Consider the following 24,852-nt stretch of genomic DNA (forward strand, 5'->3'; position numbering starts at 1 on the left):
TGTCAGCTTTCCGGAACGAGGAAGATCGCGGCGAGCGGCGGAATGGTGAGGCGGAGCTCGGGCGTCTTGCCTTCAACGGCCTGGACCTCGCCGATGTTCCCGACATTGCTACCGCCATAATGGTCGGAGTCCGAGTTGAACACTTCCTTCCATTTGCCGGCAAAGGGGACGCGAACGCCGTAATTGCGATAGACGTTGGGAGAGAAGTTGACGATGACGAGACAGCGCGCGTGCTCGTCGAAGCCCTTGCGGAGCCAGCCGAACACGTTGCGGTTGGCGTCGTCCGTGATCAGCCATTCGAAACCGGCCTGGTCGCAGTCCATCTGGTGCAGCGCCGGCACCGCGCGATAGAGCCGGTTGAGGTCCCGGATCAGCGCCTGGATGCCGGAATGGTACTTGTATTCGAGCAGGTGCCAGTCGAGCGACCGGTCGTGATTCCACTCGCTGCTCTGCGCGATCTCGGCCCCCATGAACAAGAGCTTCTTGCCGGGGTGGCCGAACATGAAGCTGTAATAGGCGCGCAGGTTCGCAAAGCGCTGCCACTCGTCACCGGGCATGCGGCCGAGGATCGAGCGCTTGCCGTGCACGACCTCGTCGTGAGACAGCGGCAGGATGAAATTTTCCGAGAACGCGTAGTGGAGGCCGAACAGGATCTCGCCATGGTGGTACTTGCGGTGGATCGGATCCTTGCTGATGTAGTTCAGCGTGTCGTGCATCCATCCCATGTTCCACTTGTAGCCGAAGCCGAGCCCGCCGAATTCGACCGGCCGCGAGACCTGCGGCCAGGCGGTGGACTCCTCGGCCGCCGTGGTCGCCTGCGGGAAGCGCGCGAAGACCTCGGTGTTGAAGCGGCGCAGGAAGTTGATCGCCTCGATGTTTTCGCGGCCGCCATACTGGTTCGGGATCCACGCGCCGGGCGGCCGGCTGTAGTCGAGATAGAGCATGGACGCGACGGCATCGACGCGCAGCCCGTCGACCGCATAGCGCTCCATCCAGAACAGCGCGTTCGACACCAGGAAGTTCGTGACTTCGGTGCGGCCGTAATTGTAGATCAGCGTGCCCCAGTCGAGGTGGCGGCCCTGGAGCGGGTTGGCGTGTTCGTAGAGCGCGGTGCCGTCGAAGCTGCCGAGCCCGTGCGGATCGTCGGGGAAGTGACCGGGCACCCAGTCGAGCAGCACGCCGATGCCTTCGCGGTGGCAGGCATCGATCAGCGCGGCGAAATCCTCCGGGCTCCCGAAGCGGCTCGTCGGCGCATAGAGGCCGGTCGGCTGATAGCCCCAGGAGCCGTCGAACGGGTGCTCGCTGACGGGCAGGAATTCGAGATGGGTGAAGCCCATGTCGCGGGCGTAGGCCGGCAGCTGCTCGGCGAGCTCGCGATAGGTCAGCCATTCATTGTTGTCCTTGCGCCGCCACGAGCCCAGATGGACCTCGTAGATCGACATCGGCGCCGACAGGGCGTTGATGCCGTCGGGCGCCGGGCGCGGGCGCGGCAGATGCGCCTCGTCGAAGACGATGGAGGCTGTCTTCGGCCGGACCTCGCTCGCAAACGCCAGCGGATCGGATTTCAGCGGCAGCAGATGGCCGTGGGGGCCGATGATCTCGAACTTGTAGTGATCGCCGGACTTTGCATGCGGAATGAACAATTCCCAATATCCGGCGCCGCGTACCCGCATCGGATGGCGCCGTCCGTCCCAGAAATTGAAATCACCGACCACCGATACGCGGCGTGCGTTCGGCGCCAGCACCACGAAGCCGATGCCATCGATGCCCTCGAGCCGCATCGGATGCGCGCCGAGCTTGTCGTAGAGCCGCTGGTGGGTGCCCTCGCCGAGCAGGTACAGGTCGAAATCCGTCAGGATCGGTGGAAAGCGGTAGGCATCCTCGAATTCGACGACATTGTTGCCGAATTTTGCGCGCAACTGATAGTGCTTGGAGCCGTTGGGCAGGGCGCCGATGAACAGCCCGGCATCGTGCACCCGGTCGAGCGGTGCGACCTCGCCATGTTCTCCGATCGCCTCGACATTGGAGGCCTCGGGCAGGAACGCGCGCACCACGCTGCGGCCGCCCTCGGGATGGAGCCCGAGATAGTGGAAGGGGTCGGAATGGCGGCCCTCGATGATCGCATAGGCCTCGGCAGGCAGTTTAGGCATGGGCTTCGCTCTCGGTACTGGACAGAATGCGAAGCAGTCCGGTCAGCGGCGCATGGAGCCCCTCGGGCCGGTGGGACAGCTCGTACTCCAACTCATCGAAGGCCTGGTCAAGCATGAAGAACCTTAATAAGCCTTCCGCGGATTGCCGGTCCTCCGGCCATAGCCGCCGATCGGTCATGGCTTCGCGATAGGTGGACAGGAAGACGGTGGTGGCTCGCTCGCGCCATTCGTCGAGTGCGGCCGCGATCCGGCCCTGCTCGTCGGAAGCGCCCGTGAGCGCGCGGCTCAGCGCCGCGGTGACCGAAGCATCGATCGAGCGGATCAGTCCGGCGACGTCGCGCGCGGCGGGCGCCTTGCGCCGCCTGTCGGCCAGGGGCCGGCGCGGGTTGCCGTCGAAATCGATGATGAAGATGTCGTCCTTCACGATCAGAGTTTGCCCAAGGCGGAAGTCGCCATGATGACGGATGTTCAACCCCCCGATCCCGGAAGGCAATAGCGCATTCAGGTGGTCCGGCAGGCTCGCACGCACCGCAATGAGCCGGTCAATCAGGGGCCGGTCCGCCTCCCGCAGCCCGTCGCGGTTGTCGGCCAGCTGGTCGAGAACCCGCTCGGCACGCGCTTTGAGGTCGGACACCGCGGCCTTGATCTGGGCAGGGTCGATCGGCGCCGGGGCGAGATCGTCGGACTTGGCCGCGGCGAGCGCGACGTGCAGCTCGGCGAGCCTGCGGCCGATCTGCGCGATAAAATGCAGATAGGGCGCCTGCTCCTGGGTCTCGCGCGGCATTTCCTCGGCCGGCAAGACGCGCTGCTCGTCGATGTAGCGATCGAGGTATCCCGTGGTCACCGTCCAGCCGTCGCCCTGGTTCTCGACGAAGGCATGCAGCACGCCGAGCGTGCTGCGCTGCTCGCCTTCGACCAATTCGACGCTGCCGAGCAGGGCGGGAGTGTTGGCGAAGCGCGCGACCTCGGTGAGATAGTGGCCGATCTCGATCTCGGGGCTGACTCCGCTTTCGAGCTGGCGGTAGATCTTGGCGACGTACTGGTTGTCGACCAGCGCGGTGCTGTTCGATTGCTCGATTGCGCGGATGCGCTCGGGCTCCTTGATGATGTAGTCGGCGAACCGGCTGGTCGCCTTGAATTCGAGCCGCAGATTGTTCTCTTCCACGACCAGATCCTGCGACAGGTTGCGCAGGAACAGGCCGATGAAGATCTGCTCGGTCGCGACGTCGAGCAGCGTGCCTTCGCGGGCGCCCTGGCGCACGGCGGCGAGCGCCTTCGGGTTGAATCGCTCGCGGTCGAAGCGCACCCACTCGATCTGCAGCGGCAGCACGTAACGTGTCGTCGATTCCTCTTGCTTGTTCTCGAAGAACGCGATCCAGGGCCGGTTGTCGCCGATGTCGCAGAACGGCACCGCCGAGGTCAGCACGGTCTTGATGTGCTTGGGATTGTGCTCCGGGTACCACCGCGTCCGTGACAGGAATCCCGGCAGCACGTCGCGCTCGAACACGCCGCGCTCGCGGGCGAGCGACACCCAGTTCGAATTCACCGGCACGACCAGGGTTTCGAACTCCGGCACCGCGCGCGGCGTCACCGGCTCGGACTTGTCGCGCTCCTGAAGCTGGAACCAGTAGAAGCCGTAAGGCCCCAGCGTGATCATGTAGGGCAGCTCGCCGATCGCCGGGAAGCGGGTGCGGCCGAGCATCTCCTGCGGGATGCGGTCCTTCCACGGCGACAGGTCGAGCTCGGTGGCTTGCGCGGCACGCGACAGATTGGCGACGCACAGGATGACCTCGTCGCGATATTGCCGGACATAGGCGAGCACGGCGCGATTGGCCGGGCGGATGAAAGTCATGGTGCCCCGGCCGAAGGCGAGCGTCGACTTGCGTACCGAGATCAGCCGCTTGGTGGCGCTGAGCAGCGACGACAGGCTGCGCGACTGCGCCTCGACGTTGACCGATTCGTAGCCATAGACCGGATCCATGATCAGCGGCGCGTAGAGGCGAGCCGGGTCGCAGCGCGAGAAGCCGCCGTTGCGGTCCGGGCTCCACTGCATCGGCGTGCGCACGCCGTTGCGGTCGCCGAGATAGATGTTGTCGCCCATCCCGATCTCGTCGCCGTAATAGATGATCGGCGTGCCGGGGAAGGACAGCAGCAGCGAGTTCATCAATTCGATCTTGCGCCGGTCGTTGTCCATCAGCGGCGCAAGGCGCCTGCGGATGCCGACATTGATGCGTGCGCGCGGGTCGTTGGCGTAGGTGGTCCAGAGATAGTCGCGCTCGACGTCGGTGACCATCTCCAGCGTCAGCTCGTCGTGGTTGCGCAGGAACAGCGCCCACTGGCAGCTAGCGGGAATATCAGGCGTCTGGCGCAAGATGTCGGTGATCGGGAAACGGTCTTCCTGCGCGATCGCCATGTAGATGCGCGGCATCAGCGGGAAGTGATAGGCCATGTGGCACTCGTCGCCACGGCCGAAATATTCCTGCACGTCCTCCGGCCATTGATTGGCCTCGGCGAGCAACAGCTTGCCCTTGGAGTAGGCGTCGAGCTCCTGGCGCAGGCGCTTGATGATCGCATGCGTCTCGGGAAGGTTCTCGTTCGACGTGCCCTCGCGTTCGCATAGATAGGGAATGGCATCCAGCCGGAAGCCGTCGACACCGGCGTCGAGCCAGCGCTTCATCACCTGGATGATGGCGCTCACCACGCGCGGATTGTCGAAATTGAGATCGGGCTGATGCGAGAAGAAGCGGTGCCAGTAGAACGCACCGGCTTCCGGGTCCCAGGTCCAGTTCGATTTCTCCGTGTCGGTGAAGATGATGCGCGTGCCCTGGTATTTCTGGTCGGTGTCGCTCCAGACATACCAGTTGCGCGCGCTCGAGCCGGGGTGGCTGCGGCGCGCGCGCTTGAACCATTTGTGCTGGTCCGAGGTGTGGTTGACGACGAGCTCGGTGATGACGCGCAAGCCGCGGCGCTGCGCTTCCTGGATGAAGCGCTTGAAGTCCTTCATCGTGCCGAAATCGGGATTGACCGAGCCGTAGTCGGCGATGTCGTAGCCGTCGTCGCGGCCGGGCGAGGGATAGAACGGCAGCAGCCACAGCGCGGTGACGCCGAGCTCCTGCAGATAGGGCAGCTTCTCGGTCAGTCCGGCGAAGTCGCCGATGCCGTCATTGTTGCTGTCGGCGAAGGCCTTGACGTGGAGCTGGTAGATGATGGCGTCCTTGTACCAGAGCTCATCCACGATCTCGGCAGCCTCGGCCTTCTTGGTGTCGACGGAAGACAAAACGTTCATGGCGTGGCCCCTTACGCCAGGCAGCGGAACAGAAGCGCCGGATCTCGGTCGGGATCGATACGCAACCTGATCCCGCCCCATTCGATGCGGGACTGTTCGCCGGTGAGAAGATTTTCGAGTGTCGTCACATGGTGCCGCTGCCCGGCGGCGTCAACGGTGACGTCGCCGAGCGGCAGCCAGGATTCGCGCACGCGACCGGACAGCGCGATCACGATGACGACGGTGTTGGCGGGCTCGGCCGCCTCCTTGACGAAGGCGATCGTCTCGCCGTCTTCGATATTGAGAAAACGCAAGTTCGCGGTCTGCTGAAGCGCGGCGTTGTCGTTGCGGATGCGGTTGAGGTCGGCGATGTAGGATTTGATGTTGCCGGGCTTCTCCCAGTCCCGCTGCCGGATCTGATATTTCTCGGAATCGAGATATTCCTCCCGGCCGGGGATCGCCGCATGTTCCAGCAGCTCGAAGCCGCTGTACATGCCGTAGCTGCCTGATAACGTCGCGGCCAGCGCAATGCGCGACTTGAACATCCAGGCGTCTCCGCTCTGGAGATGATAGGGCAGCAGGTCGAGCGTGTTGACGAACAGGTTCGGACGATAGAAGTCGCGCTCGGGATAGCGCGTCAGCTCGCCGAGATATTGCTCCAATTCCCATCGCGACGTGCGCCAGGGGAAATAGGTGAAGGACTGCGCAAAGCCGAGCTTGGCGAGGCCCTTCATCAGCTTCGGCCGCGCAAAGGTCTTGGAGAACAGGATCACCTCGGGATGACGGCGGCGGATGTCGCGGATCAGCCAGTCCCAGAAGGCAAACGGCGCGGTGTCGTGATTGTCGATGGCGAAGATGGTGACGCCTTGGTCGATCCAGAACAGCATGGCATCGCGAAAGGCGTTCCACAGGCCGATGCGGTCGACCGAGGCGAAGTCGGGGATCACGATGTCCGAATAGGGGCCGTCCGCCGCCCGCACCGAGCGGTCCGGCCGCCATTTGAACCATTCCGGATGCTGCGTCAGCCAGGGATGGTCCGGTGAGCATTGCACGGCGAAGTCGAGCGCAAGCTCGAGCCCGTATTCGAGACATGTCGCAACCAGCGCGCGGAAATCCTCGATGGTGCCGAGCTCGGGATGCAGCGCATCGTGGCCACCCTCGGCGGCGCCGATCGCGTAGGGTGAGCCGGGCTCGCCTTCGGTCGCCACCGGCGCATTGTTGCGACCCTTGCGGCGGCTGCGGCCGATGGGGTGGATCGGCGTGAAATAGAGCACGTCAAAACCCATCGCGGCGATGTCCGGCACGCGCGCGATGCAGTCGCGCAGCGTGCCGTGGTGGCCAGGGATCCGGCTCTGGCTGCGCGGCATCATCTGATACCAGGCGCCGAACCGCGCTCTGTCGCGGTCGATGGTCAGCGGGAAAGGCTGCGAGCGGGTCAGGTCGGGCCGGGACTGGCTCTCGGCCATGGCATCGCCGAGCTCGGCCGCAAGCAGCGAGGTGACATCGCCGGTTTGCAGGTAATCCTCGCATTGCCTGACGATGACCGCAGCGGCGTCCTGCCGCGCCGCATACGCCTTGGTCAGAAGTCCAGCACCTTCGAGCGCATCGAGGCTGACATCGGCGCCGGCGCGCTGCTTGCGCATGACGGCGTGGGACCAGGTGGCGAACTCGTCGGTCCAGGCTTCGATCGCATAGACATATTGACCGGGCTCAACCGGTGTGAACGCGCCGGACCAGCGGTCATTGCCGTGATGGACCATCGGCTCGCGCCGCCAGTCCCGCTCCTGCTCGGGCCGCCAGAGCAGCGCGGCCCCGACCACGGCGTCGCCGTCGCGGTAGACATCGGCCCACACCTCGACGCGGTCGCCCGCGATCCGCTTCACGGCGAAGCGGCCGCCGTCGATCGCGGGAAAGACGTCTTCGATGAGGAAAGCGCCGCCGGCTGCGGCACTTTCGACAGTTTGAATTGTCTTGTTCACGGTGATGCCATTGACAAGAAAGCAGGAGCCCGTTTCCCTTGCCGGGAACCCGCGCTTGGTACCACTATAGAAAGCCGCTTGTGCGTCATTGGTTCCCTGGGGAACGGCAAGCGCAGTTTGCGAGTTACCCCTGACTAACCTCTTCCGCGACCTCCTTAAAATTGATGCCCCCGGCCAAATCATGGCCTGCAAGCTGCGTGCCGTATGGATCTTTTAGCTCAAGCCCGGATCAAGGGCGTTCAGTCCGAATTCATCGATGCCCTCGGCAAGCTGCGGGTCACCGATCCCGTGGCCCTCAAGTCCATCCTTGACGCCCTGCCGGAGAAGCGGGTTTACCGCTTCGTCAACGGGCCGGTCGTGGTTCGAGCGCTCGGACATCCGCGCACGGAATTGGCGGCAATCGGCGCGCCGCCGCTCAAATGGAATTTGACCGCGGGCGGCAAATCGATTGCGGAAGGCGAGACGCGCGAGACCGTGATCGCCTGGCCCGCCGGCCTGCCGCTCGGCTATCACCGGTTGACACTGACCGATGCCGCAGGTGTGACGGAAGAGGTGCCGATGATTGTGGCGCCCGAGCGGGCCTTCGGCGGCGATTTCGACCGCGGCTGGCTGCTCGCCGTGCAGCTCTACAGCGTCCGGTCGAACCGCAATTGGGGCATCGGCGATTTCACTGATCTTGCGGACCTGGTCCGGCTCGCCAAGCAGCTCGGGGCCGACGGCGTCGGGCTCAATCCGCTGCACGTCCTGTTCGACGACCATCCGGCCGATTGCAGCCCCTATTCGCCGAACAGCCGGCTGTTCCTCAATCCGCTCTATATCGACGTCGAGGCCATTCCCGAATTCTCGGCCGACCTCGTGCCCGACGCGGCCGCGACCGCCGCCCGTCTGCGCCAAGGCGACCACGTGCCTTATGCCGACATGGCGGCGTTGAAATGGCTGGGCCTGCGCGCCGCCTATAACAGCTTCGTGACGAGCGCGAGCGCGTCGCGCCGCAAGGCGTTCGATGCCTTCCGCGCCGCCCGCGCGCCGCTGTTGTCGCGGTTTGCCTGCTTCGAGGCGCTGCGCCATCGCTTCAACCGGCCGTGGTGGGAATGGCCGTCCGAATGGCAGCAGCCGGACGAGACCAAATGCGCCGAGCTGCGCAATGGCCCCGACAAGCGCGAGGTCGAGTTCGTCGAATTTGTGCAATGGACGGCGGATAGCCAGCTGCACGCCGCCAAGGAGCTTGCCAGCCAGCTCGGCATGCGTGTCGGGCTCTATCTCGACGTCGCAGTGGGCGTGCAATCCAACGGCTTCGATGCCTGGAACGAGCAGACGGCGATCTCCCGTCATCTCGCCGTCGGCGCACCGCCCGACGTGCTCAACACCATCGGCCAGGACTGGGGGCTTGCGGGCTTCAACGCTGGCGGCCTGGAGGCGCAATCCTTCGTGCCGTTCGCCGACATGCTCGCGGCTTCGATGCGCCATGCCGGCGCCATCCGGCTCGATCACGTGCTCGGCCTGAAGCGGCTCTATCTGGTGCCGCGCGGCTTCAAGCCGGATAACGGCGCCTATGTGCAGATGCCGTTCGAGGCGCTGCTTGGCGTCGTGGCGCGCGAGAGCGCGGCCCACAAATGCATCGTGATCGGCGAGGATCTCGGCACCGTGCCGGAAGGCTTCCGCGAGACGATGCAGGATTTCGGCATCTGGTCTTATCTCGTCATGATGTTCGAGCGCGACGATGCCGGCCATTTCCGCAACGTCGACCATTACCGCCCGAATGCACTGGTCACGCTGAACACGCATGACCTGTCGACCTATGCCGGCTGGCGCTCCTTTGGCGATCTCAAGATGAAACGTTCGCTCGGGCTCGATCCCGGCGAGAACGACCAGGCGCGCTGGGATGCGCTCGGCAGGCTCGACGAGATCCTGCGTCAGAACGGCATCGACGCCAACGACCTCTATTCGGTCTTGGCCTTCCTGTCGCGCACGCCGTCGCGACTGCTCGCGGTGTCGATGGAGGATCTGCTCGGCGTGATCGACCAGCCCAACATTCCCGGCACGATCGACGAGCACCCGAACTGGCGCCAACGCCTTCCGGTCGCGCTCGACAAGATCGCCGCGAAGATCGACCTCACGGCCTTGCGAGCGGCGACTCGGGAACGGTCGTTGACCAACGGGAGTTGAAAAGCCGGGCTTCTCGGGCTCGTACGACATTGTCGCAGAAGATCGAAGACTATGCGCTGATCGGCGATTGCGAGACCGCTGCGCTGGTCGGGCGCAACGGCTCGATCGACTGGCTGTGCTGGCCGGCCTTCGATTCCGACGCCTGCTTTGCCGCCATCCTCGGTAACCGCAAGAACGGCCGCTGGCTGATCGCGCCCAGCGAGGAGGTTACGAGGACATCGCGACGTTATCTCGGCAATACCCTCATCCTCGAAACGCGCTTTGAGACGAAGAGCGGTACCGTGGCGCTGGTCGACTTCATGCCGCCGCGCGGCAAGGCGTCAGATATCGTGCGGCTGGTGCGTGGCCTTAAGGGCACGGTGAAGATGCAAATGGAGCTCGTGATCCGTTTCGGCTTCGGCACCGACATCCCCTGGGTGCGGCGGATCGACCATTCGCTGATGGCAATCGCCGGCCAGGATATGACGGTGCTGCGCACGCCGGTGGAGACCCGCGGCGAGGATCTGACCACGGTTGCCGACTTCGACGTGAGCGCAGGCGAGACCGTGCCGTTCGTCTTGACATACGGCCCCTCGCATCTCGAGCCGCCCAAGCCGATCGACCCGGAAGTTGCGCTCCAGGAGACCGAGACGTTCTGGCGGGATTGGTGCGGTCATTGCACTCGCGATGGGGATTATCGCGATCTCGTGATGCGCTCGCTGATCACGCTGAAGGCGCTGACCTTCGGCCCGACCGGCGGCATCGTCGCGGCGCCGACCACGTCATTGCCGGAAAAGCTCGGCGGCAGCAGGAACTGGGATTACCGCTTCTGTTGGCTGCGCGATGCCACCTTCACGCTGCTGGCGCTGATGAACTCGGGCTACACCGAGGAGGCATCGGCCTGGCACAATTGGCTGCTGCGCGCCGCCGCCGGCTCGCCCTCCAACATGCAGATCATGTACGGCATCTGGGGCCAGCGGCGGCTCCTGGAATGGGAGGCGGCCTGGCTCGACGGCTATGAGGGCGCGCGGCCGGTGCGCGTCGGTAACGCCGCCCATGCGCAGCTCCAGCTCGACGTCTACGGCGAGCTGATCGACGCCTTCCACCAGTCGCGCATGGCCAAGCTCAAGCTCGACGAGGAAACCTGGGCGCTCGAATGCGCCGTGCTCAATCATCTGGCCGAAGTCTGGGACCGGCCCGATCACGGCATCTGGGAACGGCGCGGAGAGCCGAAGCACTATGTCTTCTCCAAAGTCATGACCTGGGTCGCCTTCGACCGCGGCATCAAGAGCGCCGAAACCTTCGGCTTCAAGGCGCCGCTATTGCATTGGCGCACGTTGCGCGAGGCCATTCACCGCGACGTCTGCAACAGGGGATTTGACGCGGAGGAAAATGCCTTCGTCGAGTCCTACGGCTCGAAGCTGCTCGATGCATCCGTGTTGCTGCTGCCGGCCGTCGGCTTCCTGCCGGCGTCGGACCCGCGCATCCGCGGCACCATCGCGGCGGTCGAGCGGCACCTGGTGCGCGACGGTTTCGTGCTGCGGCACGATCCGCGCGAGTTGCCCGCAGGCCAGCCGCCGCTGGAAGGCGCGTTCCTCGCCTGCACATTGTGGCTGGCCGATGCCCATGTGCTGTCGGGCGATCTCGACAAGGCGCAAGCCTTGCTCGACCGCGTGGCCGGCATCGCGAACGACGTCGGTCTATTGGCCGAGGAATATGATTCAGTCGCCCGGCGCCAGACCGGAAATTTCCCGCAGGCGCTGACCCACATCGCGCTGATCAACACCGCGCACAATCTGTCGGCGGCGAGGCTGGAGAGCGAGAAGCCGGCGCAGCAGCGGTCGAAGTAAGGATGCAGCGTTCTCTCCGTTCCCTCCCTCCTTGTGGGCAGGGCAATCGCATATGGATTTCGCGAGGACCGCGGGCTTGCTCCGCCTCTCCCGCTTGCGGGAGAGGCCGCCGCGCTCGCAGAGCGCGGCGGGTGAGGGTTTTCGCCACTCGGGGGCATCTTCCGCAATTTCTAGCAATCCCAATGCGGAGACAGCCCCCACCCCAGCCCTCCCCCGCAAGCGGGAGAGGGAGCCGACTGCCACCGCCGCCGCATCGTGCACACCATATGCGATTGCTCCCCCACCAGGTGGGAGGGAACACACCGCAGGCGCGGCGGCCGATCGCTCAGGCAACCCCATTCCGCGTCAAAATCATCTCCATTGCCTCGGCAAAGCCGTCCTGCTCGTTGGTCGCCGTGACATGCGTCGCCTCGTCCTTGACGTTGTCGGCGGCGTTGCCCATGGCGATCGAGGTGCCGCTGACGGCGAACATCGCAAGGTCGTTCTGCATGTCGCCGATGGTGGCGACCGCATCGGTCGAGATGCCCAAGCGCTTGGCCATCGCCTCGACGAACGTGCCCTTGTTGAAGCCCGGCGGGGTGATGTCGAGATAATAGGTCTGCGAGCGGACCGCGGTGGCCTCAACGCCGAGCGCCTCCTGCATCGCCTTCTCGCAGGCAGCGAGCCGTGCGGCATCGGCGCTGGCGCCGACGATCTTGCAGGCGCTCGCAAGGTACGGCGAGAAGCCGGACACGATGGTGGGGTCGGCGCGGATCGTGTGCTGCTCATGGGCGACGTAGCTGCCGCCGGGATTGTCGATCAGCCATTTGTCGGCGGTGAAGAGCCAGACGTCGGCGCCGAACTCGCGGAGGATCTGCAAGGACCGCTCAGCCGCGCTGGCGGGGATCAGGTGCTGCTCGACCGGCCGCATCTCGGTATCGACGATCGAGGAGCCGTTGAACGGGCCGACCGGCAACCACAGCGCCAGCGGCTCGATCAGGAAGCGCATGCCGATGGCGGGACGGCTGGACGTGATGGTGAAGCCGATGCCGGCCTTGTGCAGCCGCTGCACCGCATGTCTTGCGCGGTCGGTCAGGGTCTTGTCCTTGGTCAGCAGCGTGCCGTCGACGTCGGACACCACGAGTGAGATTTGCGTCATGACAGGACCTTAGGTTCGATTCTCAGCGTTTCGCCCCGGCCAGCTTCAATTGTCTTACGATACCGTCCACGATCGCCTCGACCGTCTCGTCGATCGAGACGGTGATGACGTTCTCGCCCGCTTCCGGCGGCTCCAGCGTGTCGAACTGGCTGGTCAGCAGCCCGGGCGGCATGAAATGGCCCCTGCGCTGCGCGAGCCGCTCGGCGATCAGCTCCTTGGTGCCCTTCAGGAAGACGAAGCGGACATCGTCGCGCCCGCGCAGCAGCACGTCGCGGTAGCTGTGCTTGAGCGCCGAGCAGGCGATGATGATGTGCTCGCCGCGTCCGCAGACCCGCGCGATCTCGTCGGCGATGGCATTGAGCCAGGGCCAGCGGTCCTCGTCGGTGAGCGGGTGGCCGGCCCGCATCTTCTCGACATTGCTGGCGGGATGGAAGCTGTCGCCGTCCTCGAAGCGCCAGCCGAGCCGCTGGCCCAGCGCTGCCGCGATCGTGCTCTTGCCCGAACCCGACACGCCCATCACGATCAATGCACAAGGTGCTTCAACGCGCCCCACGAATGCCCTCCGGAAGCGCGGCCCTGTCGACCAGCCAGACGGTCTCACCCTTCGAGCGCGCGCGTAAGGCCGGCAGAGTCTCGCCATTGAGGAGGCGCGTCAAGATCGCCTGCTTGTCGTGCCCGGCAATCTCGAACAGCATTTCGCAGCACGACGCGAGGACAGGTAGGGTGAGCGAGACCCGCGGCACAAAAGGCGCGACATTGGCCCTGGGCACGCCAACGACCCAGCGCGCGGTCTCCTCGATTTCGGGGAAGCCGGGAAACAGCGAGGCGGTGTGGCCGTCCGGTCCAACACCCATCAGGACCAGGTCGAACAGTGGCCGCGACGGATCGAGCTGGTCTGCGCCGTAATAGGCCTGCAGCACGCGCGCATAGGCTTCGGCACCAGCATCGGGATTTTCAACCGTGGTCGGAATCGGATGGATGTGGCCGGCGGGTGCATTGCCATCGAGAAAGGTCGCGCGCGCAACCGCCATGTTGTTGAGGGGATCGCTCTCGGGCACGAAGCGCTCGTCACCGATGAACCAGTGCACCCGCTCCCACGGGATCCTGCCGCGCCAGGCATCGCTGCCGAGCAATTGATAGAGCTTCTTCGGGCTGGAGCCGCCGGTCAGGCAGATGGCGATGCGGCCGGGATTGGCTGCGATCCGTGCCATCACCCGTTCGGCCGCGGCGCGGGCAAGCGCCTCCGCGTCGGCCGCGACGATCAGCTTCGGCTCGCCCGCCAGGGCCATCACGAAAACTTCCGCCAGCTTCGCCCGTCGCGCCGCAGCAGCTCGTCGGCGCAGGCCGGACCGTCGCTGCCGGCTTCATAGGTCTCGATGCCGTTGGTGCCCGCGCTCTTCCAGGCATCCAGGAACGGCTGCACAGCCTGCCATCCGGCCTCGATGCCGTCGGCGCGCTGGAACAGGATGTTGTCGCCGATCATGCAGTCGTAGATCAACGTCTCATAGCCGGTCGAGGGATCAGCGCGGAAATAGTCGCCATAGCGGAACTTCATCTCGACGCCGTCGATGGTGATGCTCGGCCCGGGAATCTTGGCGTTGAACTGGAGCTCGATGGTCTCGGTCGGCGCGATGCCGATGGTCAGGAAGTTCTGCGACAGGCGGTCGACCGTGGTACCGGAGAACATCGACAGCGGCGCCTGCTTGAACTTGATGGCGACCTCGGTGCGCTTGTGGCCGAGCGCCTTGCCGGTCCGCAAATAGAACGGCACGCCGGCCCAGCGCCAATTGTCGATCATCAGTTTCAGCGCGACATAGGTCTCGGTGGTGCTGTCGGGCTTGACGTCCGGGGTCTTGCGATAATCCGGGATCTCGTCGTCGCCGATCCGGCCGGCGAGATATTGCGCGCGGACCGAGCTCTTCAGCGCCTCTTCCTGGCTCGGCCGCTGGACGGAGGTGAGCACTTCGGCCTTCTCCGAGCGTACGGAATGCGCATCAAAACGCGCCGGCGGCTCCATCGCGACCAGCGACATCAGCTGGAACAGATGGTTCGGCACCATGTCGCGCAGCGCGCCAGTGGCATCGTAGAAGCCGCCGCGATGGCCGACGCCGAGCTTCTCCTCCACGGTGATCTGGATGTGGTCGATATGGTTGCGATTCCAGATCGGCTCGAACATGCCGTTGGCAAAGCGCAGCACCAGGATGTTCTGCACCGTTTCCTTGCCGAGATAGTGATCGATCCGGTAGATCTGGTGCTCCTCCATGATCTTCAAGAGCTCGGCGTTGAGCGCGCGCGCCGAGGCGAGGTCGGTGCCGAACGGCTTTTCGATCACCAGCCGCCGCCAGGCGCCGTTCTCCTTCATCAATCCGGTGCGGCCGAGCTCGCGCGCGGTCGGCGCGAACGCGGCCGGCGGGGTTGCGAGATAGAACAGGCGGTTGCCGCCGGTGCCTTGCGAGCACTCCAGCGAGTCCAGATGCGCGCGCAAGCGATCGAACGACGGCGGGTCCTTCGGATCGGCCTCGACGAAGGTGACGCATTCCAGCAGCTGCTTGGCGACGACATCGTCCACGGGCCGGGTTGCGAACTCGCGCAGGCCCTTCATCAGGCTCTCGCGCAGCTGCTCATCCGTCTGGCTCTTGCGGGCCACGCCGACGACGCAGAACTTTTCCGGCAGCAGGTTCTCGGCCGCCAGATTGTAGAGCGACGGCATCACCAGGCGATGGGTGAGGTCGCCGGTGACGCCAAAGATGACGAAGGCGCAGTTTTCCGGCTTGCGCTTGGCTTGCGGGTCTTTTGTCACGAACGATTGGCCTTCGCTTTGTTACGTCTTATTTCGGCTTCGAAGCGCCCGGTTGCTTCGGCTCCTTGTGCCCGCCGAACCCCGCACGCATCGCGGAGAGAATTTTCTCGGCGAAGGTGTGTTCCTTGCGGGAACGGAAACGTGTGTAGAGCGCTGCGGTCAGCACTTCGGCCGGCACCGCCTCGTCGATTGCGGCGTTGACTGTCCAGCGGCCTTCGCCGGAATCCTCGACGAAGCCGGAATATTCCGACAGCTGCGGGCTGTCGGCGAGCGCGGTCGAGGTGAGGTCGAGCAGCCAGGACGGGATCACGCTGCCGCGCCGCCAGACTTCGGCGATGTCGGCGAGATCGAAATCGTAACGATGGTCTGCCGGCAATGCGTCGATGTTGGCGTTCTTGAGAATGTCGAAGCCTTCGGCATAGGCCTGCATCAGGCCGTATTCGATGCCGTTGTGGATCATCTTGACGAAGTGGCCGGCGCCGACCGGGCCGGCATGGATGTAGCCCTGCTCGATGCGGGGATCGCGGCCCTCGCGTCCCTCGGTGCGCGGAATGTCGCCGGCGCCGGGCGCGAGCGCGGCGAAGATCGGATCGAGACGGTCGACCACCTGCTTCTCGCCGCCGATCATCATGCAATAGCCGCGGTCGAGCCCCCAGACGCCGCCCGAGGTGCCGACGTCGACATAGTGAATGCCGCGCGCCTTGAGCGCCTTGCCGCGGCGGACGTCGTCCTGCCAGAAGGTGTTGCCGCCGTCGATGATGACGTCGCCTTCCTGCATCACGCCCGCAATCGTGTCGATCGTCGTCTCGGTGATGTGGCCGGCCGGCAGCATCACCCAGGCCGTGCGCGGCCGCTCGAGCTTCGAGATGAACTCTTCGAGTGTCGCGGAGCCGACTGCACCGTCGGCGGCAAGGCCGGCGACGGCCTTGGCGTCCTTGTCGTAGACCACGGTCGAATGTCCCTGGCGCATCAGGCGGCGAACGATGTTGCCGCCCATCCGGCCGAGGCCGATCATGCCGAGTTGCATGTGAGAGATTCCCTTAATTCAGCGCGTCGTTGAGTGCCGCGTTGAGGGCCGCGAGGCCCTTCTTGAGCCCGCCCTTGAGGTGGACCCGGAGCGCGCGCCGGCCGCGTTCGGTGAGCACGTCGAAATCGCCGCGCGCCTGCGCCGCCTTGATCACGCCGAAGCTGGCCTTCTGGCCGGGCACTGCGAGGTCCTTGGCATCGTCGGCGGTGATCTGGAGGAACACGCCGCTGTCGGGACCGCCCTTGTAGGCCTGGCCGGTCGAGTGCAGGAAGCGTGGTCCGAACTCGGCGCAGGTCGCGACATGCCGCTTCTCGCGCACCTCGAGCCGCATGGCCTGGAGCGCATCGATCGTGGCCTTGTCGCGCGCGATATAGCCGAGCAGGGCGACATAGTCGCCGTCGCCCGAGCGCGACAGATGCGCCTTGAGCCAGGAGGTGAGATCGCCATTGGCGCCGGCGGCGCGCAGCGCCGTGGCGTTGGCCTCGTCGGTGTAGAGATCGGCCTCATCGGTGCTGACCACCGGCTTTTCTTGTGGCAGCGCGCCGGTCTTCTCGAACGCGGCGGTGAGCTCGCGGGTCTTGATCTTGGCCGCTTCCACGTCCGGCTGGTCGAACGGGTTGATGCCGAGAATGCTGCCCGCCACCGCCGTTGCCATCTCGAAGCGGAAGAACTCCTGGCCGAGATGGTCGATCGACTTCATGACGATGCGCACTACGGGATGGCCGGCCGCCTCGATCGCGGCGAGCTTGGAATCATGGGCGGCGTCAGCCTCGCCTTCGATGCGGATGTCGATGAAGAAGCGGTCGTTGCCGTAGACAGAGGGATCGCCCAGCGGCTCGCCCTCGATCGGGATCAGGCCCTTGCCTTCCTTGCCGGTCGATTCCGCGATGAGCTGCTCGGCCCAGGCGCCGAAATCGGCGATCTTCTTCGAGGCCAGGATCGTCACCTTGTCGCGGCCCTCGAGGCCAGCGAGGCCGATGGCGAGACCGAGCTGCACACCCGGGTTCTCGCTCGGCGGCACGTCCGGTCCGCAGGAGCGGGCCATCGCCAGCGCATGCTTGACGAAGGTCTTGACGTCGATGCCCGCGGTTGCTGCCGGCACCAGGCCGAACGGCGACAGCACCGAATAGCGGCCGCCGATCGAGGGCTCGCCATGGAAGATGCGGGCATAGTTCAGCTTCTTCGCCGCCTTCTCCAGCGACGAGCCGGGATCAGTCACCGCGATGAAGCGGTGGCCGGTCTTCACCTTCGCACCCACCGCCTTGGCGACCTGCTCATGGAAATAGTCCTTCATCGCATTCGGCTCGGTGGTGCCGCCGGACTTGCTCGACACGATGAACACCGTGTTGGCGATGTCGATCTTCGATTCCATCGCGCGGACCTGTGCCGGATCGGTGGAGTCCAGCACATGGAGCTTCGGGAAGCCGGGCTTCTTGCCAAAGGTCTCGGCCAGCACCTCGGGGCCGAGGCTCGATCCGCCCATGCCGAGCACGACGGCGTCGGAGAATTTCTGCCCCTTCACGCGGCCCGCATAGTCTTCGTAATCGGCGACGTCGGCCTTGGCCGCGCTGTCGAGCCAGCCGAGCCATTTGTCCTCGTCCGCGCCGGTCCAGACCGACTTGTCGCGCTGCCACAGCCTGCGGATCTTTGCGGCCGCGCGCCATTCCTCGGTGCTCTCAGCCACGGCCTTGCCGAGCCCGTCGCCGAGCGAGAGCTGCTGCCGGTCGAGCGCTGGCCCGAGCACGGTGGCGCGCTTGTGGGCGACCGCGCCGTAGAGCTTGTCGGCGGCGTCCGCGAACAGCTTGACGCCGTCCTTGACCAGCTCCTCGGTGATGGCGTCCAGCGAGATGCCGGAGCGCTCCAGCTCCTCGAGCACGCGCCTCGCTTCGTCGACGTTCTCTTCCAGGCTATCGCGCAGCTTGCCGTGGTCTCGGAACGCGTCCAGCGTCGCCGGCGGCACCGTGTTGATGGTGTCGGGGCCGATCAGCTCCTCGACATAGAGCACGTCGCTGTAGTCCTTGTTCTTGGTGCCGGTCGAAGCCCACAGCATGCGCTGCGGCTTGGCGCCCTTGGCGGCGAGCTTGTCCCAGCGGCTGCCTGAGAACAGGCGCTTGTAATCCTGGTAGGCAACCTTGGCGTTGGCGATCGCGACCTTGCCCTTGAGCGCGGCCAGCCGTTCCTTCTCGGACGGGTCGTTGGCGCGCGCGATCTTCTCGTCCAGCTGCTTGTCGACCACGGAGTCGATGCGGCTGACGAAGAAGCTCGCCACGCTCGCGACATGGGAGGGGTCGCCGCCGCCGGCGACGTATTTTTCCAGGCCGGCGATATAGGCTTCGGCCACCTGGAGATAGACCGCCCTGGAGAACAGCAGCGTGATGTTGATGCTGATGCCTTCGCCGATCAGCTGTTCGATCGCCGGCAGGCCCTCGGGCGTGGCCGGCACCTTTACCATCAGGTTCTTGCGGGCGACGTCCTTCCACAGCCGCCGCGCTTCCGTGACCGTGCCTGATGTGTCCATGGCGAGATAGGGGGAGACCTCGAGGCTGACATAGCCGTCGCCGCCTTTGAGGCGGTCATAGACCGGGCGGAGCACGTCGGCGGCGTTCTGGATGTCCTCGACCGCGACGGCCTCGAACAAATCGGCCACGGTCCGGTCGCCGCGCTTCAGCGCCTTGCCGATCGGGGCATCGTATTCGTCCGAGCTGCCGATCGCCTTCTCGAAGATCGAGGGATTGGAGGTGACGCCCTTGACGCCGTCGGTGTCGATCAGCCGCTTCAGGTCGCCCTTGGCGATGAAGCCACGGGCCAGGAAGTCCAGCCAGACGGCTTGTCCGTGCTTTTCCAGTTCTTTGACGGGATTCATGATGCTTATTATCTCCAAGCCTGCGGGCGAGGGGTTTCCGCCCCGGTCCTGACGCGCTATCCTCTAGCCTACATGCTGCCGTGAGGGAACCAATCAAGGGTGTGGGCGTCATACTCTCCAGGGTAACTCCGTCGCGATCATGGCGATCCGGGCGGCAGTAGCCGTTGCTGCGTAAAAGTCGTTGGCCGAAAGTTCGGCCAAGTCTGGTTATGCAACGTCGGCTGCTTCGCTCGTGGCCTGTGGCTGCGTCGCGTGCGCGCTTCCCTGTTGACGATCCGGCTGATCTGGATGCTGGCCACCCCGCGGGGAGCGGTGGTTGTCGTCAGCGTTTGCGGCCATTCGCGATCCGACTTGGCAAAGAATTTCTTCCAAGGGATTCGATTGGGGAGATTTCGGTCGAAGCGGCCGATTTTGAGACAGTGCTGCGAGCGCGCCTCGCGCCGCATTGCAGCAGGAAGATGAACGAGAAGATGAACGCGGCGCTCAAGGCTTCGCCGTACAAGCGTCATAAGATCGCCGCGCCCGGTTCGCTATGCTGCAACGCCGGATGGACGCATCTCCGGGAAGACCCGGATGTTGCGACCAAGTGACATTTTCTGGAAATGAGCCAATATAGACAGAGATTCGCACAAATTACAGGCATGTGCCTGTTCGTAACTCATGGAGTGCCTACGTTGTGCGTTGCGTCGTGTCGGCACCCGGGTGTCCAATGATCGTCATGTGCTCACGCTGATTCGAAACGGCCTGAGGAACGGTCCGGTAACTGCTTTCGTTTCAGCTTGTAGCGGAACTCACGCGGAGAGGGATCATGTACAACGATTCTCTATTCAACGCTTTCGCTCGGTCGTTCGAGGCGAGAAGCCAGCACGACATGTCGATGGCGGAATATCTGGAATCGTGTCGAAGCGATCCCATGAAATACGCGAACGCGGCCGAACGACTGCTAGCGGCGATCGGCGAACCTCAGACGATTGACACGGCCAAGGACCCACGCCTTGGCCGTATTTTTTTGAACCGCACCATCCGGACCTATCCGGCCTTCGCCGGCTTCTACGGCATGGAAGAAACCATCGAGCGCATCGTTGGTTTCTTCCGCCACGCCGCGCAGGGCCTGGAGGAACGCAAGCAGATCCTCTATCTGCTCGGGCCGGTCGGCGGCGGCAAGTCTTCCCTCGCCGAGCGGCTGAAGTCGCTGATGGAAGTGCATCCGATCTACGTGCTCAAGGCCGGCGACGAGCTCTCGCCGGTGTTCGAGAGCCCGCTCAGCCTGTTCGATCCCGATCAGCTCGGGCCGATGCTGGAAGAGAAGTACGGCATTCCGCGCCGGCGTCTGACCGGGTTGATGAGCCCGTGGTGCTACAAGCGGCTGGAAGCCTTCGGCGGCGACATCTCCCAATTCCGGGTCGCCAAGATCCAGCCGTCGCGGCTGCGCCAGATCGCAATCGCCAAGACCGAGCCCGGTGACGAGAACAACCAGGACATCTCCTCGCTGGTCGGCAAGGTCGACATCCGCAAGCTCGAGACCTACGCGCAGAACGATCCCGACGCCTACAGCTATTCCGGCGGCCTCAACCGCGCCAACCAGGGCGTGCTCGAGTTCGTCGAGATGTTCAAGGCGCCGATCAAGATGCTGCACCCGCTGCTCACCGCGACGCAGGAAGGCAACTACATCGGCACCGAGAACATCGGCGCGATCCCGTTCACCGGCGTGATCCTCGCGCACTCGAACGAGGCCGAGTGGGCGAGCTTCAAGGCCAACAAGAACAACGAGGCCTTCATCGACCGCATCTGCGTCATCAAGGTGCCTTACTGCCTGCGCGTCACCGAAGAGCAGAAGATCTACGAGAAGCTGATCCAGGGCTCCGAGCTCGCATCTGCGCCTTGTGCGCCGTCGACGCTGGAGACGCTGGCGCGGTTCTCGGTGATGTCGCGCCTGCGCAAGCACGAGAACTCCACCCTGTTCGGCAAGATGCGGGTTTACGACGGCGAGAGCCTGAAGGAATCCGATCCGAAGGCGCGCAGCGTCCAGGAATATCGCGACGCCGCCGGCGTCGACGAGGGCATGGACGGCGTCTCCACCCGCTTCGCCTTCAAGATCCTCGCTGCAACCTTCAACCACGATCCGCAGGAAGTGGCGGCCGACGCCGTGCATCTGATGTACGCGCTGGAGCAGGCGATCCGCCGCGAGCAGCTGCCGGAGGAGACCGAGAAACGTTATCTCGAGTTCATCAAGGCGGAGCTGGCGCCGCGCTATGCCGAGTTCATCGGCAACGAGATCCAGAAGGCCTATCTGGAATCCTACTCGGATTACGGCCAGAACCTGTTCGACCGCTACGTCGACTACGCCGACGCCTGGATCGAGGATCAGGACTTCAAGGATCCCGACACCGGCCAGCTGCTCGATCGCGAGCTTTTGAACCAGGAGCTGACGAAAATCGAGAAGCCGGCGGGCATCGCCAACCCCAAGGACTTCCGCAACGAGGTCGTCAAATTCTCGTTACGCTCGCGGGCCCAGAACGGCGGGAAGAATCCGACCTGGACCTCCTACGAGAAGATTCGCGATGTGATCGAAAAGAGGATATTCTCCCAGGTCGAGGACCTGCTTCCGGTCATCTCCTTCGGGTCGAAGAAGGACGGCGAGACGGAGAAGAAGCACGGCGAGTTCGTCGCACGCATGGTGGAGCGTGGCTACACCGAGCGTCAGGTTCGCCGGCTCGTCGAGTGGTACATGCGCGTGAAGCAGGCCGGTTGAGGCGGATGGGAGGCGAATGGTAAAGTGCCCATTCACATTATTGACAGGCGCCTGAATCCAGGCGGCAAGAGTCTTGAGAACCGCCAGCGGTTCTTGCGTCGGGCCAAGTCCCTGGTGCAGGGCGCCGTCAAGAAGACCTCGCAGGAACGCGACATCAAGGACGTCCTGGAGGGGGGCGAAGTCACGATTCCCCTCGACGGCATGCACGAGCCGCGCTTCCGCCGCGAAGGCGGCACGCGCGACATGGTGCTGCCCGGCAACAAGAAGTTCGTCGAGGGCGACTATCTTCAGCGCTCCGGCCAGGGCAGTGCCAAGGATTCCGGCCCGGGCGAGGGCGACAGCGAGGACGCGTTCCGCTTCGTGCTCTCCCGCGACGAGTTCGTCGATCTCTTCCTGGACGATCTCGAGCTGCCGGATCTCGCCAAGCGCAAGATCGCGCAGACCGAGAGCGAGGGCATCCAGCGCGCCGGCTACACCACCTCGGGCTCGCCCGCCAACATCTCGGTGAGCCGGACGGTAAAGCTCGCGCTGGCCCGCCGCATCGCGCTCAAGCGACCCCGCAAGGAGGAAATCGAGGAGCTCGAGGCTGCGATCGCCGCGTGCACCGACGAGGACGAACGTGAGGAGCTGCTGGCCCAGCTCGAAAAGCTGAAGGCGAAATCCAAGCGCATTCCCTTTATCGACCCGCTCGACATCCGCTATCGCCGCTTCGAGACGGTGCCGCGGCCGGTGGCGCAGGCGGTGATGTTCTGCCTGATGGACGTCTCCGGTTCGATGTCCGAGCACATGAAGGATCTCGCCAAGCGCTTCTACATGCTGCTCTACGTCTTCCTGAAGCGCCGCTACAAGCACGTCGAGATCGTCTTCATACGCCACACCGACCGCGCCGAGGAGGTCGACGAGCAGACCTTCTTCTACGGCCCGGCCTCGGGCGGCACGCTGGTCTCCAGCGCACTGCAGGCCATGCACGAGATCGTGCGCGAGCGCTTCAATCCGTCGGACTGGAACATCTATGCCGCGCAGGCGTCCGACGGCGACAATTCCTATTCCGACGGCGAGCTCACCGGCATGCTGCTGACCGACAAGATTCTGCCGGTCTGCCAGTTCTTTGCCTATCTCGAGGTCGGCGAGTCCGGCGGCAGCGCCTTCGATCTCTCCGACTCCTCGCTCTGGAGCCTCTATGAGCGCCTGCGCAACAGCGGCGCACCGCTCTCGATGCGCAAGGTCTCGGAGCGCAGCGAGATCTTTCCGGTGTTCCACGATCTCTTCCAGCGCCGAGAAACTGCCCAGGAGAAGGCCGCTCCATGACGGAACGATTGTTCGAAGGCGCGGATTGGGATTTCCACACCTTGCAGCGCATCACCGATGCCTGCGAGGAGGTGGCGTTGAAGGATCTCGGGCTCGAGGTCTATCCGAACCAGATCGAGGTGATCACGGCCGAGCAGATGCTCGACGCCTATTCGTCGGTCGGCATGCCCTTGTTCTACAAGCACTGGTCGTTCGGCAAGCATTTTGCCTTCCACGAGGCCTCCTACCGTAAGGGCCTGATGGGCCTTGCCTATGAGATCGTGATCAACTCCTCGCCCTGCATCTCCTATCTGATGGAGGAGAACACGGCGACGATGCAGACCCTAGTGATCGCCCACGCCGCCTTCGGCCACAACCACTTCTTCAAGAACAATTATCTGTTCAAGCAATGGACCGACGCCGAGGGCATTCTGGATTATCTCGACTTCGCCAAGAACTATGTCGCGAGCTGCGAGGAGCGCTACGGCCGCGTCGAGGTCGAGCGCACGCTGGACGCAGCGCACGCGCTGATGTCGCACGGCATCGACCGCTATCCCGGCAAGAAGAAGCTGGATCTGCGCGTCGAGGAGAAGCGGGCAGGGCGCCGCCGCCAGCATGAGGAGGAGGTCTTCAACGACCTCTGGCGCACCGTGCCGAAGGGCGCGGCCAAGAGCCGCTCCACCTTGAGCATCGAGCGCCGCCGCAAGCTGCTCGGCTTGCCGCAGGAGAACCTGCTCTACTTCCTGGAGAAGAGCGCGCCGCGGTTGGCGCCGTGGCAGCGCGAGCTGCTCCGCATCGTCCGCCACATCGCGCAATATTTCTATCCGCAGAGCCAGACCAAGGTGATGAACGAGGGGACGGCGACCTACGTCCACTATCGCATCATGACCAAGCTGCATCAGCAGGGCCGCATCACCGACGGCAATTTCCTGGAATTCCTGGGCTCGCACACCAACGTGGTGTTCCAGCCCGAATTCGACGACCCGCGCTTCTCCGGCTTCAACCCTTACGCGCTCGGTTTTGCCGTGATGCAGGACATCGAGCGTATCGTCACCAATCCGGAAGACGAGGATCGCGAGTGGTTTCCTGATATCGCCGGCAAGGGCGACGTGATGGGCGTGCTGCGCGATGTCTGGGCCAATTACCGCGATGAAAGCTTCATCGGCCAGTTTCTGAGCCCGAAATTGATGCGGCACTTCCGCATGTTCCACCTGCATGACGATCCGGAGGAGCGCGCCGGCATCCGCGTCGATGCCATCCACGACGAGCGCGGCTTCCGCCGCGTCCGGCGCGAGCTGGCGCGGCAGCACGATGTCGGCTTCATCGATGCCAATATCGAGGTGGTCGACGTCGATCTGTCCGGCGACCGCCGCCTGATCCTGCACCACCATGTCATCAAGGGCTCGCAGCTCAACGAGACCGATGCCAAGCGGGTGCTGCAGCATCTGGCCGATCTCTGGACCTACGACGTCTCGCTGATCGAGGTCGATGCCAACGACAAGGTCCTGCGCGAATACGTCGTCAGCCCGCGCCCGATCCCGGCGGCGGTGGCGTAGGGCGGCTGGCTGCGTCTAACGCTTGTGAGCCTCTGCTGGC

At 64.5% G+C, this 24,852-nt stretch carries 15 protein-coding genes; 6 read left to right on the forward strand and 9 right to left on the reverse strand.

The genetic code is table 11. The annotated features are described in order from the left end of the window. Positions 1 to 2: 2 nt before the first annotated feature. From glgB to P6U31_RS09240, 3 genes are read right to left on the reverse strand one after another with little or no spacing between them, the layout of a single operon-like run. Positions 3 to 2,150: a 1,4-alpha-glucan branching protein GlgB gene (glgB, locus tag P6U31_RS09230; protein ID WP_407187890.1), complete on the reverse strand. Its 2,148-nt coding sequence runs from the start codon at positions 2,148 to 2,150 to the stop codon at positions 3 to 5. Next, positions 2,143 to 5,436, reverse strand: coding sequence for a maltose alpha-D-glucosyltransferase (treS, locus tag P6U31_RS09235; RefSeq protein ID WP_407187891.1), 3,294 nt, complete (start codon positions 5,434 to 5,436; stop codon positions 2,143 to 2,145). Before treS ends, glgB begins: the two co-directional genes overlap by 8 nt. Before the next feature lie 11 nt (positions 5,437 to 5,447). Next, a complete protein-coding gene (locus P6U31_RS09240) occupies positions 5,448 to 7,394 on the reverse strand; it encodes a maltotransferase domain-containing protein (RefSeq protein WP_407187892.1) in 1,947 nt (648 codons plus the stop codon). A gap of 204 nt (positions 7,395 to 7,598) precedes the next feature. On the opposite strand from P6U31_RS09240, the gene malQ reads away from it, so the two are divergent. Together malQ and P6U31_RS09250 are read left to right on the forward strand one after the other, a co-directional pair. Continuing rightward, a complete protein-coding gene (malQ, locus tag P6U31_RS09245; protein WP_407187893.1) occupies positions 7,599 to 9,560 on the forward strand; it encodes a 4-alpha-glucanotransferase in 1,962 nt (653 codons plus the stop codon). Between the two features lie 29 nt (positions 9,561 to 9,589). Further along, positions 9,590 to 11,389, forward strand: a complete 1,800-nt coding sequence (locus P6U31_RS09250) for a glycoside hydrolase family 15 protein (protein ID WP_407187894.1) — start codon at positions 9,590 to 9,592, stop codon at positions 11,387 to 11,389. Positions 11,390 to 11,714: 325 nt separating this feature from the next. Here P6U31_RS09250 and P6U31_RS09255 read toward each other — a convergent pair whose 3' ends face one another. The 6 genes from P6U31_RS09255 to P6U31_RS09280 are packed head-to-tail and all read right to left on the reverse strand — an operon-like array spanning position 11,715 to position 19,217. Further along, the gene (locus tag P6U31_RS09255; RefSeq protein WP_407187895.1) at positions 11,715 to 12,527 is read right to left on the reverse strand and encodes an HAD family hydrolase; all 813 of its coding nucleotides are present in this window, start codon (positions 12,525 to 12,527) and stop codon (positions 11,715 to 11,717) included. Between the two features lie 22 nt (positions 12,528 to 12,549). Then, positions 12,550 to 13,080, reverse strand: a complete 531-nt coding sequence (locus tag P6U31_RS09260; protein WP_407187896.1) for a gluconokinase — start codon at positions 13,078 to 13,080, stop codon at positions 12,550 to 12,552. Beyond that, complete coding sequence (gene pgl, locus P6U31_RS09265; RefSeq protein ID WP_407189802.1) at positions 13,067 to 13,816, reverse strand: 6-phosphogluconolactonase; 750 nt, start codon at positions 13,814 to 13,816, stop codon at positions 13,067 to 13,069. The genes P6U31_RS09260 and pgl overlap by 14 nt, the downstream gene beginning before the upstream one ends. After that, positions 13,816 to 15,327: a glucose-6-phosphate dehydrogenase gene (gene zwf / locus P6U31_RS09270; protein WP_407187897.1), complete on the reverse strand. Its 1,512-nt coding sequence runs from the start codon at positions 15,325 to 15,327 to the stop codon at positions 13,816 to 13,818. Before zwf ends, pgl begins: the two co-directional genes overlap by 1 nt. A gap of 28 nt (positions 15,328 to 15,355) precedes the next feature. Beyond that, positions 15,356 to 16,354, reverse strand: a complete 999-nt coding sequence (gnd, locus tag P6U31_RS09275) for a phosphogluconate dehydrogenase (NAD(+)-dependent, decarboxylating) (RefSeq protein ID WP_407187898.1) — start codon at positions 16,352 to 16,354, stop codon at positions 15,356 to 15,358. A 13-nt stretch (positions 16,355 to 16,367) separates the two neighbouring features. Next, complete coding sequence (locus tag P6U31_RS09280) at positions 16,368 to 19,217, reverse strand: bifunctional transaldolase/phosoglucose isomerase (RefSeq protein ID WP_407187899.1); 2,850 nt, start codon at positions 19,215 to 19,217, stop codon at positions 16,368 to 16,370. Between the two features lie 458 nt (positions 19,218 to 19,675). On the opposite strand from P6U31_RS09280, the gene P6U31_RS09285 reads away from it, so the two are divergent. The 4 genes from P6U31_RS09285 (at position 19,676) to P6U31_RS09300 (ending at position 24,812) form a co-directional block, all read left to right on the forward strand. Beyond that, a complete protein-coding gene (locus P6U31_RS09285) occupies positions 19,676 to 19,807 on the forward strand; it encodes a hypothetical protein (RefSeq protein ID WP_407187900.1) in 132 nt (43 codons plus the stop codon). Positions 19,808 to 20,025: 218 nt separating this feature from the next. Continuing rightward, positions 20,026 to 21,969, forward strand: coding sequence for a PrkA family serine protein kinase (locus tag P6U31_RS09290; RefSeq protein ID WP_128927442.1), 1,944 nt, complete (start codon positions 20,026 to 20,028; stop codon positions 21,967 to 21,969). A gap of 30 nt (positions 21,970 to 21,999) precedes the next feature. Next, positions 22,000 to 23,277, forward strand: a complete 1,278-nt coding sequence (locus P6U31_RS09295; RefSeq protein ID WP_407189803.1) for a YeaH/YhbH family protein — start codon at positions 22,000 to 22,002, stop codon at positions 23,275 to 23,277. Beyond that, on the forward strand, positions 23,274 to 24,812 hold the full coding sequence (locus P6U31_RS09300) for a SpoVR family protein (protein WP_407187901.1): 1,539 nt from the start codon (positions 23,274 to 23,276) through the stop codon (positions 24,810 to 24,812). Before P6U31_RS09295 ends, P6U31_RS09300 begins: the two co-directional genes overlap by 4 nt. Positions 24,813 to 24,852 lie beyond the last annotated feature (40 nt).

The sequence above is a fragment of the Bradyrhizobium centrosematis genome, assembly GCF_045571495.1.
GTDB lineage: Bacteria > Pseudomonadota > Alphaproteobacteria > Rhizobiales > Xanthobacteraceae > Bradyrhizobium > Bradyrhizobium centrosematis.